Raw genomic sequence first — 15,478 nt, 5'->3', positions numbered from 1 at the left:
TTTTTGGGACGGTGTCGGAAACTGCCAAATTTAATTAAAAATTAAAATTATAGCCAAAAGTACATGTTATTTCATTTAAATTCGGATTAATCTCTTTCTGATCAGTTTTTCTAAGCATTTGTATATAATTAAGATTAAAATTATGTTTCTTCCAAGGAGCGTAGCTAGCCCCTAAAGAAAAATTTAAAACCTTAGCATTTGTTTTCTTGTTTTTCGATTGATTGTAAGACAATCCCATGTTGGTTCTAAGTTTATCTTCTTTTAGAAAAGATTTATTTATTGTAACCCCAGGCCCCCATATTATTGTTGTTTGTGACATAGTATAAGTGTGTGTGAAATTTAAAGCTCCTGCCATATTTAATTTTTTGTTAGGAAAGCCTAAACTGTAATTAATATTTGCATTATGAAATCTTGACAATCCGCCTTTTCTCACAACATTATTTTCTTTATTGACCATATCATTTAGCGAATAATTAATATTTATGTTTTGAGTCTTTTCTTTTGTACTGGAAATTATATAATTAATATTTATGTTTGTGTTTTGGGCTATTTGTTTATATTCAATAGAATCTTTAGGCTGTTGTAAGAGTAAAGGATTTTTATTAATTATATTAAACTGATTTAATTGATGATTTGTAAACATCGTAAAGTTTGAATAACTCGCAGTAACTGAAAGTTTATCTGAAGCTTGAACATTAAGATTAGCGGCTCCTACCCAACGGTTCGTTTGTTTAATCTTTTTATTTTCCAAATTGTCTCGTTGGCGCCCTAAACTAGTAGCTAGAGAAATTTTATCTTTAAACATTAGAAAGGAAGTATTAAGCGTTATGTTTTCAAGATCATTGTTGAAATAATACGCTCCCAATGTTTTATATCCCGGATCTATTTTCTCATACTTAATCCCAATAGTTCCTTTTTTTAGATTTAAATTAACGCCCCCATTATAAGCAGAATAAGATTCTAGACTAGTATTTGCTGGCAAAAACAAAGAAGCTATTCCTTTCTTATCTCCGCCTTTGTTATTATTCCTTAAATCATTAATTAAAGCACTATTTGCATATTCCCCATACAACTCTAAATTTTTTTGCATTTTTATTTTTCCAGTAAATGACAATACAAGGTTTTCTTGAGGAAAGACTCCTTTAGTGTCAGGTTGAAGCTGTAAAGATTTAACTTCATCTTTCGCATAAAAACCTATAACTCCTAGTTTATATTTTTCTTTTTCCCATTTAACATTGGCCCCATAGCCCATTCTTTTATAAGCAGGAATCGTATTAGAATTTTCATCGTCTTCAACGGCTTTGTTCAATCTACCTGCCATCACAGCTACTTTTAAAGGGATATTGGGAGTAAGTTCAAGTCCCCCGCCCGTAAATAAAAGCCCATTGTATGTATAGGGAGAAAAACTCATGGAAGCATCGCCAATATAAGCCTTTACCCATTTATACCTAGGGGCTATACTTAATCTGTTAAATTTAAAGGGAACTTCGTATCCTAATTGCCCTCCTTGATTTGTAAAACTATATGAAATAGGCATAGACCAGTTATATACTCCCAAATTTAAGTTCCCATTCAAAAAATAAGTAAAAGGAGCTCGCTCACTATAAACATTTGATTTGTAAAAAACTGAGTTTGCAGAAATCCCTCCACTAAGCTTGAATGGATTTTTCTCTAAGGTTTCTTTGACCCTTTTTCCTAAACCTTCTAAATTAACTTCTTGTGCATTACATATCGCTATTCCTAATATCATTAAAAATGAAATCAAAAAATACTTAATTAATTTTTTCCTCATAATTATTGGGCGTGTTTTTGAACTTTAATATCTACTAAGATATATGAATCTCTTCCTGATGAAATATAATCTTTGACTAGTATTGCTCCTTTTCTTCCATCGTTTGTTTGAAATAAAACTACTCGTGGTTTCTTTGTACTGTCAAAAGGCGTTTTTCCTGTATTTGTTTCTGTAATATTTATACTACTAAAGCCTTTTCCTGTTTTAATCGATTCAAATAATGTTGGGCTTAATTGTATTTTCACCAACTCTTGTGAATTAATTATTTTTGTGTGAATGGCATTAGGTATCTTATTAAACGACGTGGTTTGTACTTCATCTGGTGATAGAAATTGATTATAAGTAAAAGAGGTGTTTAAGCCAAAAAAGCCAAAATCTATTTTATCCGTAGATATTTCTGATACTTCATTCTCTTTGATTACTTTTCCTAAATTGGAGGAAAAGAAACAACCAATGGTATTGTGGGCTGTATTGATACCTAATTTAATATTACTAAATGAAAGTAAATTGACATCTGGGTGTATGGTGATTTGTTTTCTTATCTCTTTAGTCGCTTTATCATTTATTGCTTGCAAGATAATTGTGTAATTGCCTGCATTGGCAAAATGAATGTTTGGGTTCTCTTCTTCAGATATTGATGGTGATGCTCCTTCAACTATCCATTTATAGGAAAAAGCATGTGTTGATTTGTTCTTTAAATGTAATATTACAGGTGCCTGATAATCATTGTCGATATAATCCACAGACCAATCAAAATCAGCTGTCATTTCAGGTTTTACAATAATGCTTTTTTGCACAGTATAGCTTTCTCTTCCATTGGTGATGGTTAATTTAATACTGTGCTCTCCTGCTTTGTTAAAAACGACTTTTGGATTTTGTTGATTAGACCGTGCTGGGAGTCCTTCTTCAAACTCCCAATGATAATTAGTCGCTCCTAATGATTTATTTTGCATCTGTAAAGTCACTGGAGAAATATCACTACCTTGCATCATCCAATCAAAATCAACCTTCATAGCGGCGTCTATTTTGATTTCTAGCTCTTTTCTGTCTTCATTACCATCTTTATTGGATGCTTTTAATATAATTTTGTAAATCCCTGCTTTTGTATAAATTACAGGCTTAGGGGTTGCTTGGCTGGAATGAGACGTTACAGCTCCTTCGAACGTCCATTGATAGGTATCCGCTCCCTTTGATTTATTTTTTATTTCGACTCTCACAGGTACTGAATAATCTTCGTTGACAACTTTTATATCAAAGTCTGCTGTTACTGGAATACTATCCTCTCTAGCACAAGAACTGATAACTATAAATGTCATCAATGTAATGAGTGTTGATATCCAATTATTTCGATTTATTTTCTTTTCCATATCTTTATTTAATTATCATTTTCTTCACCATTGATTCATTACCTGTTTCTAAAATAACAAAATATACCCCCGTAGACAGCGTTACATGGTAAGGCACTAAAAAATAGGTTGATTTTGGCTTGGTGATTACAGGATATGCTTGTTGAGTGAGCATATTTATAATTCGCAGATTAATGGGATTTTCTTTCTCTAATTTTACAATTACTTTAAAGTTTCCATCATTAGGATTTGGGGATACATTAAATTCTGTGATATTAGAAATTTTATCTGAAGATAAATCTACTCCAGACAAGTTTTCTTCTACGACAACCTCTTTGTAGAAAGTTTTTTTACATTGCCCTTGCATTCCTTTTAACCCTATTCTGTACGAACCTGTATTTGAAAACTTAAGCTCTAAATATTCTTCATTCTTTTCTATTACACTTACAGCAGAATTATCTGGAATAAGCCACTCAACAGTTTCTGGCATCTTGGGTGATGTATTTACTAATACAACGGTGGATTCGGTATAAGCATGAGTCGTAAGCATAAATTTAGGCTCTAATATCTCATTAGATTTTTTTATAACAACACGATCTGTCCCTATACATCCCTTGGAATCCGTAACCGTAACAGTGTAAACTCCTGCATCGGATAATTCTATTGTTGGTAATTTGCTTATTATCTCTCCTTTTTCATTTCTCCATAAATAACTTGCTCCTTTATCATCTATCGTTGCGTCGTATCTTTGAGTGTCTCCCGCACACAATGTTACATCTTCCCCAATATGGACTCTTAATGGTTCTGGATTTGTTAATTTATATTCTTTTATTTCTTGACACCCCTTGGCATCTGTAACTGTTAGTACATAGTTTCCTGCGGATAAATTTGAGTTTTCTTCTGTCGTTACACCATTAGACCAGCTGATTTTATAGGGTTTTGTCCCTCCTGAAATTTTTATTTTAATAGATCCATTAGAAGCATTATGACATATCGGATTACGAACTTCTTCGTCCGTAATCACAATTTGATCTGGCTGTGTGACTTCTGCAGCGCCCTTTATCTTACAGTTTTTAGCGTCTGTTACAAGTACAAAATAATTTCCAGCTCTAAGCCCTGTAACCTCGGAAGTGGCATCCATTGTATTCCATTCATAAGAATAAGCCCCTGTTCCGCCCGTTGCTTTTACCGAAACTCTGCCGCTACTTTCATTATTACATGAAATGGAATTGGCAAACATTGATAGTTCAAACTTAGGTGGATAAGTCGTTACTATTTTTTCTTCGACTTTGTTCTTATTCTTATCTATTACTAATATTTTATAGGTGCCTGCTTTAATGTTTTTTAAAACAGGTGCCGTAGCTCCAGAAATATCTATGAAAATACCATTATCCAATTTCTGCCATTGATAGCTATAGGTTCCTACTCCGCCTGTTACTTTTGCTTCTATTTTTCCGTCTTCTGCATTGTCAGGAATTCCATTCTGATTTAAATCTAACTTAAAAGGATATTCATTGGAAATATTACAAGAAATATCTTGTAATATTTCTATTTCTGCCTTCAATGGATCGGGTTGAGTTACTTCAAATTCTTTCGATACTATTCCACAATTTCCTAGCTTAGCCGTCGCGGCATTATAATTTTTATCTTTTACAGTGAGATAATATTTGCCGGCGGTGAGATTACTGATTTTTATGGTATAAGAATCATTTGATACTCTGGTTGTTATTCCAGTTGTGATGAGCGTCCCCGTAGGGCTATCTTTTCTCCATTCATAATGATAACTTCCGTCTGACTTTGGTGTTCCTCCTTGTACCATGACAGAAATATAGCCATTGCTTAATCCATACCCCGTAGGCTGTACAATTTCTATTTCTTTATCAATTAAACTAATCGGAGCGTTTGGCTGACTGATCGTAATTTCAATTTCTTTTTCTAGACTCGAATCATTGGGCTCCCTGGCTACACACTCATGTGTATCTCGTACCTTTATTTTGTAAATTCCTTTTGACAAAGCGTTTATAGAAGTTTTATTAGCATTATTAAAATCGGTCCAGTCTAAATAATTTTTTCCGTCTTTTGTTATTAAATACTGATATTTTCCTGTGCCTCCTTTTGCCTCTATATTAATTACACCATCGTTTCCTTCAAAACAATAGACATCTGTTTTGGATGATAATTGAAAGCTTACCGGTGTTGCTTTTTCAATTTCAAAATCAATGCTATGCTTTTCTCCGTCGGTATAAGTGGAATTTCCATTATAAGTGCCATGTACATTTAATCTGTATTCTCCAGGTGGTAAATTCTCAAGTGTATAGGAGGTACCTGAATGTAAATAAGAGGTAATGTCTTTATTAACAACCACAGTTTCTGTCAATTTGTTCTTTAAACTTAAAGATAAGGTCTCTCCTTTGTCAAGTTTTCTATCAAAATGAAGTGTTAATTCCCCGTCTCTTGTGTTAAAACATTTGGTCTTATTAGAAATATGTGAAGTGATATGGGGTGCAGAAGTTAAAAGATCAAACCATATATAATTACTCGGTTTATTACAAGCTTTAATCCTAAAATATATTCTTTTTCCTATAGAGTTTATATGTAAGAAACTTGATGGTGTAAAAACAATTTTTTCAGAAAAATTTAAATTTGAAGGCATACTATTCCAATTACTATCGGAAAGTGTTTCACCTAATTTAGAATCAACGACTTGATATTCCCAATTATAAGTCTCCGAACTAAAACCTTTAGAATCAGAAGTTACCGATATTTCTTTTGTGTCGTTATATCCTATTGAACTATATCTAGGATCCACAGAACTAATATTGATTATAGGATTAACTTGGTAATTAAAACTTGCTGAGATTTCAGCACTACCTCTATCATTATGCCCTCTAATAATACCATTGGGTTCACAACCACCATAAGGAATACTTTCTATAATATCAACTTTTGAAGAATTTCCATTACAACTACTCCCAATGTCCAGTCGAGCGTGTCCATGTATAAAAGCATAAAATTCTATTTTTGATATCTTCTTATTAAAAGTTGAATTTAATAACTCTTTTACTTTCTTTTTTCTAGGAGATCCATCATAATATATATTCATGTGTTCTCCTCCTTCAAATATGATATTTATTTTCACTTCGTTAGTACCGCACCTACCCCTTTTTGTCCAAGTATCTAAATCATAATTATATATCCTTAAATTATATGATTGGGCATTCAAAGTAAAAAAACTTAGTAATAAAAATATAAATAAAAGTAAAATCTTTTTCATTCTAATATGCTTTAATATTCAACAGTTATTTTTTCAGTTTTTGCTACTTGATTACTTTTTAGCATAGGTTTTAGTAAATAAGTATACGTATTCCCTGTTTGAACCGAGGGGTCTTCTAAAAAGTTTTGACCTCCTTCAAGCGCTCCCCATAATGTTGGAGTTTCTTCTCCTTTTTTTCGGTAGACTACAATTTCTACGATATTATTACTGTTTACTTTCCACATTAGTTCTATTTGTCTTTTTTCTCTGTTTTGTGTACCCGTAAGGCTTCCCAATACAGATTCTGGCTTAAAATGATTGCTTTCCAAAGTTATCTGCTGTGATTTGTCTGATTTTAAGTTGCTTTTATCAATGGTTTGCAAATAATACACATATTTCTTATTGGTTTCCACCTCCTTATCTGTATAGCTGTAATTTGGCTCTTTTTTCTTTGTCTCATAGATCATTTTCCAATTCGTGTCCGGTTGCCATTTTTCTTTACGATAAAGCCTATACAAAGCGGCATCTTCACTATAACTCTTCAACCAATTGAGTGTAATGGAGCCATTCTCTTCTAATTTATAACCCGTAAAAACAGGGGCTTGTGGTTTTACTTTATCTGGCTTTTCTAATTCTAAAATAACCGAAGGTTTAGATTGATTTTTCCTTCTATCTGTTGCCGTTATGTAATAATAAACTTTACTGTTTAAACTTTCTAATGCTATCGTATCCTGATAGGTGTTTTGTGTAATTGCCTGTGGAGTAATACGCACCAATTCTTCTCCTTTTTGTATTCCTCTGAATAGGTGATATCCTTCCAAATCCTTTTCTGTATTGGCTTTCCAGCTTAAATGCACCACACCTAAGGAATCTATTTCTCCTTTAAAGTCTGTGGGAGTATTGGGTGGGGTAATGTCATTGGGCTGAACCAATATTGCAAAAGAGGCTCTGTGTTCTTTTGATTTACCTATAGCTTCTATTCTAAAATAATTAGATGGGGAAAGGCTTTGGGTTACTAGTTTTCTTTTGCTGACTGGTATTCCTTTTATTACTGCTCGGTAACTATCTGGCAAATCTGTTTCTGAATGTAAGAGCTGAAAGGCTGTAATTTCATTTTCTGATTCTTTAGGAAATTCCCATGTAATGGTAATATTTTCATTCTCTCCAATATTGTAATTTGTAATAACGGGGCTCTTTTCCAATCTATTTATTCCTTCTCCCGAAACGATATTGGAGTAAGGCCCGTATTCTCCAAAAATGGTTTTACCGCGTATTCTGTAAGCAACTTGCTTATTATTCTGGGTTAGAGAATCTACATAAAACATTCCACGAGCTTCCTTCCTTTCTGTATTATTCATATTCATGACGGGGAGATTGCTCAATGGGGAAAAGTTTTTCCCATCTTGGGCTTTTTCTATATAATAAGCGGTATAGAGGTCTCTTAATTGCTGATAATCCCAAGATAAACTCACGGTTTTATCTTTAAAAACTGCTATAAAATCTATGGGCTGGGGGAGTTTTTCTTCTTGGGGAAAAAGCTCTGCCATACCACTGCCTTTTCCTATTTGCAAAGCTTGGGCATTGTTCCTTGGGCTGAGTTCCACGGTATAGACATAGCGTGTATTAGGCGCTACCGCTATATCTACATAACCCCAACCCGCGAGTTTTGCTACTTCAAAATCCAAATCGGCTGCCATGAGGGCATAAGCAAAGCGTTGCTCTACTTCTTGAGATTTATTAATAATCCCCTGAAAATCTGGTGAATTGCCCACTTCTACTTCAAAGCTATCCCCAAACAAAGATTGGGCAACAATGGCTGCATTGTTATTGGTTTCTATTATTGCTTTCCATTTTTCTTCTGAGGCGGGCTGAAAAATGCCTAAGTTTTTCTCCTCAGGATTTTCCAGTAGTTTGCCGTCTCTCATGAGCGTATATCTTTTGAGCACAAAGCCTATTTTGTTGGCTTTTTGCCATGCAACGGGCTCATCTACCGCCCATCGCAATAACACGCGGTCTTGCTTACTCTCTACCTTTAGGCGAATATGAGGTTCCCTCTGCTCTTCTTTGTTTTGAGAGAATGCTATACCACTTATCAGTACTACTACAGCTAGTATATATTTTCTTATCATTTTTCTATTTTATCATCTTTTCTTTAAAATCTGCTGGGGCTTTCTGCCCATCAAATATCCATTTTAATTTGGTCTAAGTTGTTTACATTTCTCTTTTGTAAATGTGCAATACTTGCCGGCTGTCTAATATATAAATCTTGTCTTCTATTCCTACGAGCCATTTTTTGATAAATTCGCAACAAAATGCGTTCCTACTTGCAATTTTTCTATCCCTACTGGGCAAAGTTGGGCTCCTACTGGGCATTCTTCTATTCCTACGAGCCATTCTTGTGTTCCTACTGGGCATTCTTCTATTCCTACGAGCCGTTTTTGCGTTCCTACGAGGCAAAGTTACGTTCCTACGAGCCATTCTTTGATAAATTCGTAACAAAATGCGATTTTTATTGTGATTTTTCTATTTCTACAAAGCAAAGGCGGAGAGCCGAGTGCATAGCGTGTTTTTTAATTGTGAAGCATACTCATAGTTAAATTTGGCAAGCTGATTTGGGGGACATTATATGATTCTCCATATCCCGTGTATATATACGTTTTCAACTTCTTTGGTTCCATCTGTATTGAAAAATATTATGTAAATATTACTTTTATTTTTGAGAGAATAACAACTAAAACATAAACTTTTAGCCCCTTCATTGTATATAATTTTTTCTCCCCATTTTTTTGTATTAATAATTTTTAATCTCAGATTCTCTAAATTAGAGATTGATAAATTAATATCGCCGAACAACTCTCTTAAATCATTATAATTACAGATTTGTTTAAGATTTTTATCCGCACCAATACTAAGTTGTAAATTAAAATTTTCGATTTCAATGTTTATAATGTTCTCGATTAATCCATTATGTATGTTTAACGAATAGTCAATTGGAAAAAAACATTTTTGCCATTTATTTTTGCTTGTTTTATTTCAACTACTTCCATACACCATTAATTAATTTTAGTTCTTTCCATTGTCCATTCTCAAATTTCCATTTTTCTAATATTTCAATATTCTCAGGTATTTGATGAAAACCTTTGGATGATTTTATTTGAGTTGCACCTCCTAGTTCTTCAAACCAAGGAGCTGCTTCTCCATATTGAAATTTCAAATCAGTTGGAGCATTTTTAATCTGAAATTTCTAAATACAGTTTTCTTTTAAGTTCTTCCGAAAGCTCTATTTCCCAAATACCGTGTACATAAAGTTGCGGATTTCTCCTACTCTCACCATCATCAAAATAATATATTATAATAAAATAATTATTTGCTACACTCGATTTTTTAAGGGATAAGGTTGCTATTAATTTATCTTTTTTTAACTCAAATGAAGCAGAAGGATAATTAAAATCTTTATCAAAAAATAAATCAAATTTCTTACAAAATTCTTCTACCTCATTATAGGTAAAATGCTCCCAGTAAATTCTTTTAGTAATTACTTCTTGAAAATCTCCAAATATTCCAATAGTAATATCCTCATTATTACTTTTAACTTTAATCAATGTCTCAAAAGAATAATCTCTCATTTCTTCATTTCCGTTAAGAAATTTTTTCACTGATGTTTTAAGAAATTTTCCCCATCTCTTTATATATTGAAATGTGGTTATTTCTTCTATAACTTTTATTTGATCTTTATCCATTTCCCATCCTTATATTCTAATTGTTCTATTATTTCTATATACTTTCTAATTCTTACATCATTAAAATCAATAGTTGATCTTACTTGGTCTCCTAATCCTTGTCTTCCAAACCAAGGGGCAGCTTCTCCATATTGAAATTTCAAATCAGTTGGAGCATTCGATTTTATATAATCCTTATTTGTTTCAATCATTTTGATCTACTAAAATATTAAATCCATAATTCTGTTTTATCAGGTTATTTATTCTTAGAATATTTGACATATCATTATTTAACTTTTTTAATTCTATATACTTTATATTAATTTTCTCTATTAATCTTTTAGGTATAATCCAGTCATTTTTTAATTTATTGTACACATATTTATATTTAAAATAGAAAAGAATAAAACCCAATAAATAAGTATAGTCTTCAAGAGTTAAGTTTATATCTTCCAGTATTTTAATAAAATCAGTATTAACTTGAGTATATAAAGTATCCTCATTATTTTCTAATCCAAAATTTAACATATCCATATATGTTGCAGTGATGTCATGTTCACCAAAATCTCTATCTAAAACAAAATATTTGCCTTTTCCTAATAAAAAATTCTTGGTTTCTCCGTTTAGTATTGATTCTTTGTAGGGATTCATCATTTTATATTTATATCATTGTTGTGTGAAAAATTTTCAGAATTAGCAATCACAGCATCTAACTTACCGTTTGGTAATCTGCCCCGCTGAATTCAACACATTTAACACATCTCGTTTTCAATTATTCGTTTTTTTATCAAATTAAAAATTAAACGGAAATTGGCTTCATTTGGCTGAAGAATTTTTTGGTTTTCAGATAAATTTAAATCCATTTCTTCCCCATTAATTTTAAACATACTTTCTAAATACCCTCTTTCACATCCTAGCAAAACGGTTACATTTTTATATTCATACATTTGAGCATAATAATAATACCCCATATTTTTTGAATCAATAAGTTTGAACTTAGGTAACTCCGAGCTAAAAAGCTTCTTAATTAACTCCATACCAAAATCAGGAGCTATTTTTTCATTATTTACCATATTACTTCCCATAAATTTGAATTTATTTTTTCAATTTTTTTTGCTTTTAAATTATTTTTAATATAATCAACCTCCCTTAACATAAATCCAGTTGCTTTATATGGATCATGTGAATAATAAAATTTACATCCAATCGATTTTTGTTCATCTAAAAATTGTTTATTAATTTTCCACATTTCATCATCATTCATAACAATTTTATAGGCTTCATCCCAACCGTCAGAACCTAAATCGAAATATGTGTAATCATCGCCTGCTCTTTTGATATATGAAGTTTCACCACCACCATCATATTTACCTAGCATTACCTGCTTATTTCCCTTTGAATTCGTTTTGGTTGCTCTGATTACATAATTATCAATTTGTTGTTGTGAAAAATGAGCAGAAGTTGTTTTAGTTTCATTTACTAAATCATCTAAAACTTGTTCTTGCTTATTTAGATTTTCTTTTGCAACATTATCTAATTCATCATATTCACCTAAGGATTTAGAGCGACTAAAATTCGATTTAAATTTTATATAAGAATCTTTTAATAAACTCCTTACCCCTTTATTTTCTTGTAAAAGCTTTTTAGTTTGGCTGGGTAAATTCTTGGCAAACTTGTTGTCTCAAAAAATTAGTCAAATATTATTCTTGTACCTATTTTTTTTATGCTGTCATTTTCAATAAAATTTATAATTCTTTTTTTTATATCTTTTGATAGACTGGTTGATTTTTCAAATACTATTAAATCAACATAAAAAGTAGGAGGAGAGAATATCAATTCTCCCGTAACTCTTATTGAAGTATTTATAAAATCATCACTATAATGTATGATTATTTCTCCTCTTGAAATGATAGAGTAAGTAATTATTTCCATTTATTTCTTGAATATTATTGTTTCTTTCATTGTTTCAGGATCAATCGTGGTTATCTTGGTTACATTAGGATTTTGTTTAAGTCTAGGAAGTTCTACTGTTTCCCAAATATTCCCTGGTCGTAAATTTTTACCCAAAACAGCTCTTACTTCGCCTGATACTTGTGTAGCGTATAAAGCACTTACATCTTCCCAAATTTTCACTGTGACAGGGTTACTAGCATCCCAAATTGGCATATCAATATTATATTTTGCTAATAATCCTTCTAAGGTATTACCACCTTTACTTTGGGCAATTTCAAGAGCCATATCCATTACTCCGTCCCCTTTTGATGTTCTACCAGACCAAAAGAAGGCACCATTTTTATCTGTTTTTAAGAATCGAGATATTTCAGCGGGAGTGTTAAATTCTCTTAAAACCTTGTCGCTTAATTGCCCCAAAATAGTACCTTGCTCCTCAATCGCTTTTCTAACTTCTGAATTAATATAAGATTCAGGAGATTTATACTTCGTAATAAGACTATTCCACTCCAAATATTTAGCAGAAAGTAAATTTACTTTATCACTTTTCTGTAATAAATTTGGTAATTTTTTTGCAAAGTTATAGCCTCCCTTGGCTAAATTTTTAAGACCAATAATGCTCATTGCATCGTTATAGACTTTTATGGCTTTGCCATAATTAGAATTTACATCAATAATTTCTGTATTTACGGCAATGTTCCCTGCAGCTCCTACGACTTCAGCCAAAGCCCAAGCACGGCGTACCCAGTGTACTTTGGTTGCTAATGCTGTGCCACCACTTAGAGCTATTGTAGCTACATCCAATGTAGTGATAATACCTTTTTGTAATAAGTCTTGAAATTTTTTCTCAGAGTAATAATGCAAAAATATAGCAGGAACAATATAGTAATTCGCAGTATCTCCCACTCCTACCAATGACTCTTGTACAATGTCTATCTGGTTATCTGGTATGTATACCAACACAGGTGCCAATGGAGAGACTTCTCCTATTTTTTCAACATCTCTTCCGCTTACAGTAGATGCCGTGCCATAGTTAGTGTAAGTATAAGATATTCGCTTTTCTCTATTGTAAATAATTACGGTATTACTAGTGCTATCATATTCACCCCTTTGGTAATAACTTACATAATCAGAAAAAAACAAATGTTGTTGAAACTTTCCTTCTTTAGGTTCCAATAACAAAATTCTACTAAAAATTTGCTCGTTACTCGTATTTCCTATTTCTCGGAAAATTTTTTCATTAAAAGATGTATTTTCTTCCATTTTTTTATACATCTTCAAAAGCAGATTTATAAAACCTGTGTAGTTATTTCCGTCCCAAAAGAATATAGAGTGATCGTCAAGACCATTTATAAGATTATTGAAAACCCCTTTTTCTTCTTGTAAAAAATTGATGAATTTACCAAGATCCTCTACTTTTATCTGTGAAATAATTCGTAAAAGAGCTTTTTCTTTTGCCTCTTTAATGGAATCGTTATCTGCTAAAATTTTGAGTAACTTTTCTATTTCCTCATAAGTCAGATTTTTTAACGAACAAATATCTACACTATTTATAGTTTCTACAATTAAATCTGAATTTTTAGAATTTTCTAAGATTCTATTATGTCCTTTATTTATTTGAGAGACATCTTTGCCAACACATGTATCTTCTAAATTTTGAGTGTTTACAGAATTATTTGCTATACAAGGAATTTTTTCCTTATATACTATTTTCCCTGCGTCTTTTACATTGGCTATATCAAAACCTTTTTTATCTTTTATATAATCCCAAGTAGTTGAATAGGTCTTATTATAACCACACTTACCATAATTCCAAAATAGTGTAATAGATGGATTTTTGTTCTTTTCACTTTGAGAAAGATAAATAATTGATAAAGGTTTAGAAATACCATCTGTATAATATCCTGGGGTCCCGCCATTGCTCTTCCAATAATACTCAGAACAGTCATTTTCATTCTTGCAAACATAAATACCATGTACAGCTCCATTAGGTTTTTTTATACTTCCTGAAATATAAATATTTGAACCTGAAAATTTAAATGGCTCCCAATTAGGTGTCAAATGTATTTCATCAAACTCCCCCTGCTCTTGCCCTTGGAAGGCATAAATCTTAAACTTAGGGTCGTTTACTTGTTTCCAGTCTGGGTATATAAAATTTGTGTTGGTGGTATTGTAGTCCATAAGGTTTTTCACCTCTCCTTGGGCTACATTCTTAAACTCCTTAAATGGGTGCTCTAACCGCAAGGCTCCGTGCCCTAGCTCGTGTGCTATGGTTCTTGCCTGTTGGTCATACACAAAACCAAACTGCCCACCCAATCGCATATAGCCGGCTTGTCCATTGGAAGATGGTCTATCCGTTACAAATATGTAATACGCCAAATCTACTCCTCGCTGCTGTTTGTAGGCTTCAATTACCTTATTTTGTGCAGGGCTGTAGCTAGACAAATCCCCAAAGACATCTTCCGAAGGTAATTTTCCATTTACTAAATAAGGCGTAATGTCAAAGGCTTCTTTAACGCTAATATCTACATCTATAGCTATTTTCTTATAGATATCTTTTACTTTCTGTATTTGGTTTCTGGATATACTTACTCCTGTCGTTGGAACGAGGTTTAGCTTAATTGTCTTAGGTGAGATATGAACTAAATTAAACGCTCCAGCTACTTGGTATTTATCTCCTTGCTTAATGATTGCTTGTACTTGTTCTGTAGCATAGCTGTATAAGCCTTTTAAAGTCAATCTATAATCATTTCCTACTTTTTTGGCATCTATCGGTACACCTTTAGAAGTTTTGAATATTAAACTATCCGCAGATATACTATTATCTGTAATCTCCACGCTTGCAATAAAGGGTTCCGTCTTTTTGTTTTCTACAGCTTTGAATGGAATTACTTTTCCGTTAAGCTTTTTATAATCACTATTCAATGCTTTTGCAGGCTGGTCAAAAGCGTATTTGGAATCACTACTGTTTTTAAAAGTTACTCTAATGCCTTCAGCTGTGATAGTCGTTGCATTTCCTTTAGCATCTACTCCGGCGGTATTTTGTGGGGTAGAAGCTCCGCCTTGAGCCATCTTTCCTGCTTGGGTAACATTGCCCTCTTCACTCACTGCCCAAACCTTTCCGTCTTTGTCGATAAAGGTATAATCTTTTCCGCCTGGTAGTACCTCTTGGCTGTCTTCTCCTGAACCTCTGTCGCTTTCATTACCTGCACCTGCATCGCCTATGATGATGATTCTTTTGGTTTTTTCATCATATTTTATTCCTTTGATGGTGTAGTTTACATTGGCAGATTGTAAATCTTGGGTAACAATCTCCTGAGCATAACCAAAAGTTATACTGAATATTAAAAATAATATGTATAGGAGGTTTTTCAAAACTATGATTATTTTCTTAGCTCCAACAAATTTAATAGATAAC

Annotated in this window: 12 protein-coding genes; all 12 read right to left on the bottom strand. The window is 32.5% G+C overall.

All coding sequences use genetic code 11. The features are described from left to right. Positions 1 to 34: 34 nt before the first annotated feature. Positions 35 to 1,792, bottom strand: a complete 1,758-nt coding sequence (locus NYR17_RS04225) for a hypothetical protein (RefSeq protein ID WP_302506660.1) — start codon at positions 1,790 to 1,792, stop codon at positions 35 to 37. 2 nt (positions 1,793 to 1,794) lie between these two features. Further along, complete coding sequence (locus tag NYR17_RS04220; protein ID WP_302506658.1) at positions 1,795 to 3,159, bottom strand: PKD domain-containing protein; 1,365 nt, start codon at positions 3,157 to 3,159, stop codon at positions 1,795 to 1,797. A gap of 4 nt (positions 3,160 to 3,163) precedes the next feature. Continuing rightward, a complete protein-coding gene (locus NYR17_RS04215) occupies positions 3,164 to 6,412 on the bottom strand; it encodes a T9SS type A sorting domain-containing protein (protein WP_302506656.1) in 3,249 nt (1,082 codons plus the stop codon). A gap of 11 nt (positions 6,413 to 6,423) precedes the next feature. Further along, positions 6,424 to 8,520 carry a hypothetical protein gene (locus NYR17_RS04210; RefSeq protein ID WP_302506655.1) on the bottom strand — a complete coding sequence of 699 codons (2,097 nt, stop codon included), beginning with the start codon at positions 8,518 to 8,520 and terminating at the stop codon, positions 6,424 to 6,426. Positions 8,521 to 9,428: 908 nt separating this feature from the next. Further along, positions 9,429 to 9,605 (bottom strand): hypothetical protein, encoded by a 177-nt coding sequence (locus tag NYR17_RS04205; RefSeq protein WP_302506653.1) that lies wholly within the window; start codon positions 9,603 to 9,605, stop codon positions 9,429 to 9,431. Between the two features lie 16 nt (positions 9,606 to 9,621). After that, a complete protein-coding gene (locus NYR17_RS04200; protein WP_302506652.1) occupies positions 9,622 to 10,131 on the bottom strand; it encodes a hypothetical protein in 510 nt (169 codons plus the stop codon). Next, a complete protein-coding gene (locus NYR17_RS04195; protein WP_302506650.1) occupies positions 10,113 to 10,322 on the bottom strand; it encodes a hypothetical protein in 210 nt (69 codons plus the stop codon). Before NYR17_RS04195 ends, NYR17_RS04200 begins: the two co-directional genes overlap by 19 nt. Further along, positions 10,315 to 10,764: a hypothetical protein gene (locus NYR17_RS04190; protein WP_302506649.1), complete on the bottom strand. Its 450-nt coding sequence runs from the start codon at positions 10,762 to 10,764 to the stop codon at positions 10,315 to 10,317. The genes NYR17_RS04195 and NYR17_RS04190 overlap by 8 nt, the downstream gene beginning before the upstream one ends. 98 nt (positions 10,765 to 10,862) lie before the next feature. Further along, positions 10,863 to 11,195, bottom strand: coding sequence for a hypothetical protein (locus NYR17_RS04185; protein ID WP_302506647.1), 333 nt, complete (start codon positions 11,193 to 11,195; stop codon positions 10,863 to 10,865). Beyond that, positions 11,177 to 11,488, bottom strand: coding sequence for a hypothetical protein (locus NYR17_RS04180; protein ID WP_302506645.1), 312 nt, complete (start codon positions 11,486 to 11,488; stop codon positions 11,177 to 11,179). The genes NYR17_RS04185 and NYR17_RS04180 overlap by 19 nt, the downstream gene beginning before the upstream one ends. A 311-nt stretch (positions 11,489 to 11,799) precedes the next feature. Next, on the bottom strand, positions 11,800 to 12,042 hold the full coding sequence (locus NYR17_RS04175; protein ID WP_302506643.1) for a hypothetical protein: 243 nt from the start codon (positions 12,040 to 12,042) through the stop codon (positions 11,800 to 11,802). Continuing rightward, complete coding sequence (locus NYR17_RS04170; protein ID WP_302506642.1) at positions 12,043 to 15,435, bottom strand: hypothetical protein; 3,393 nt, start codon at positions 15,433 to 15,435, stop codon at positions 12,043 to 12,045. It lies immediately after the preceding gene. Positions 15,436 to 15,478: the final 43 nt, after the last annotated feature.

It is taken from the genome of Riemerella columbina (assembly GCF_030517065.1).
In the GTDB taxonomy this organism is placed as follows: domain Bacteria; phylum Bacteroidota; class Bacteroidia; order Flavobacteriales; family Weeksellaceae; genus Riemerella; species Riemerella columbina_A.
The sequence above is the reverse complement of the archived record's forward strand: the minus strand, read 5'-3'. Positions and strand labels throughout refer to the sequence as shown.

Excerpts from the sequence above, each read along its gene's own strand:
- NYR17_RS04175 (WP_302506643.1), bottom strand. The coding sequence starts at position 12,042 with ATGGAAATAATTACTTACTCTATCATTTCAAGAGGAGAAATAATCATA.
- NYR17_RS04195 (WP_302506650.1), bottom strand. The coding sequence starts at position 10,322 with ATGATTGAAACAAATAAGGATTATATAAAATCGAATGCTCCAACTGAT.
- NYR17_RS04185 (WP_302506647.1), bottom strand. The coding sequence starts at position 11,195 with ATGGGAAGTAATATGGTAAATAATGAAAAAATAGCTCCTGATTTTGGT.
- NYR17_RS04210 (WP_302506655.1), bottom strand. The coding sequence starts at position 8,520 with ATGATAAGAAAATATATACTAGCTGTAGTAGTACTGATAAGTGGTATA.
- NYR17_RS04180 (WP_302506645.1), bottom strand. The coding sequence starts at position 11,488 with ATGCTAGGTAAATATGATGGTGGTGGTGAAACTTCATATATCAAAAGA.
- NYR17_RS04220 (WP_302506658.1), bottom strand. The coding sequence starts at position 3,159 with ATGGAAAAGAAAATAAATCGAAATAATTGGATATCAACACTCATTACA.
- NYR17_RS04190 (WP_302506649.1), bottom strand. The coding sequence starts at position 10,764 with ATGATGAATCCCTACAAAGAATCAATACTAAACGGAGAAACCAAGAAT.
- NYR17_RS04225 (WP_302506660.1), bottom strand. The coding sequence starts at position 1,792 with ATGAGGAAAAAATTAATTAAGTATTTTTTGATTTCATTTTTAATGATA.
- NYR17_RS04215 (WP_302506656.1), bottom strand. The coding sequence starts at position 6,412 with ATGAAAAAGATTTTACTTTTATTTATATTTTTATTACTAAGTTTTTTT.
- NYR17_RS04200 (WP_302506652.1), bottom strand. The coding sequence starts at position 10,131 with ATGGATAAAGATCAAATAAAAGTTATAGAAGAAATAACCACATTTCAA.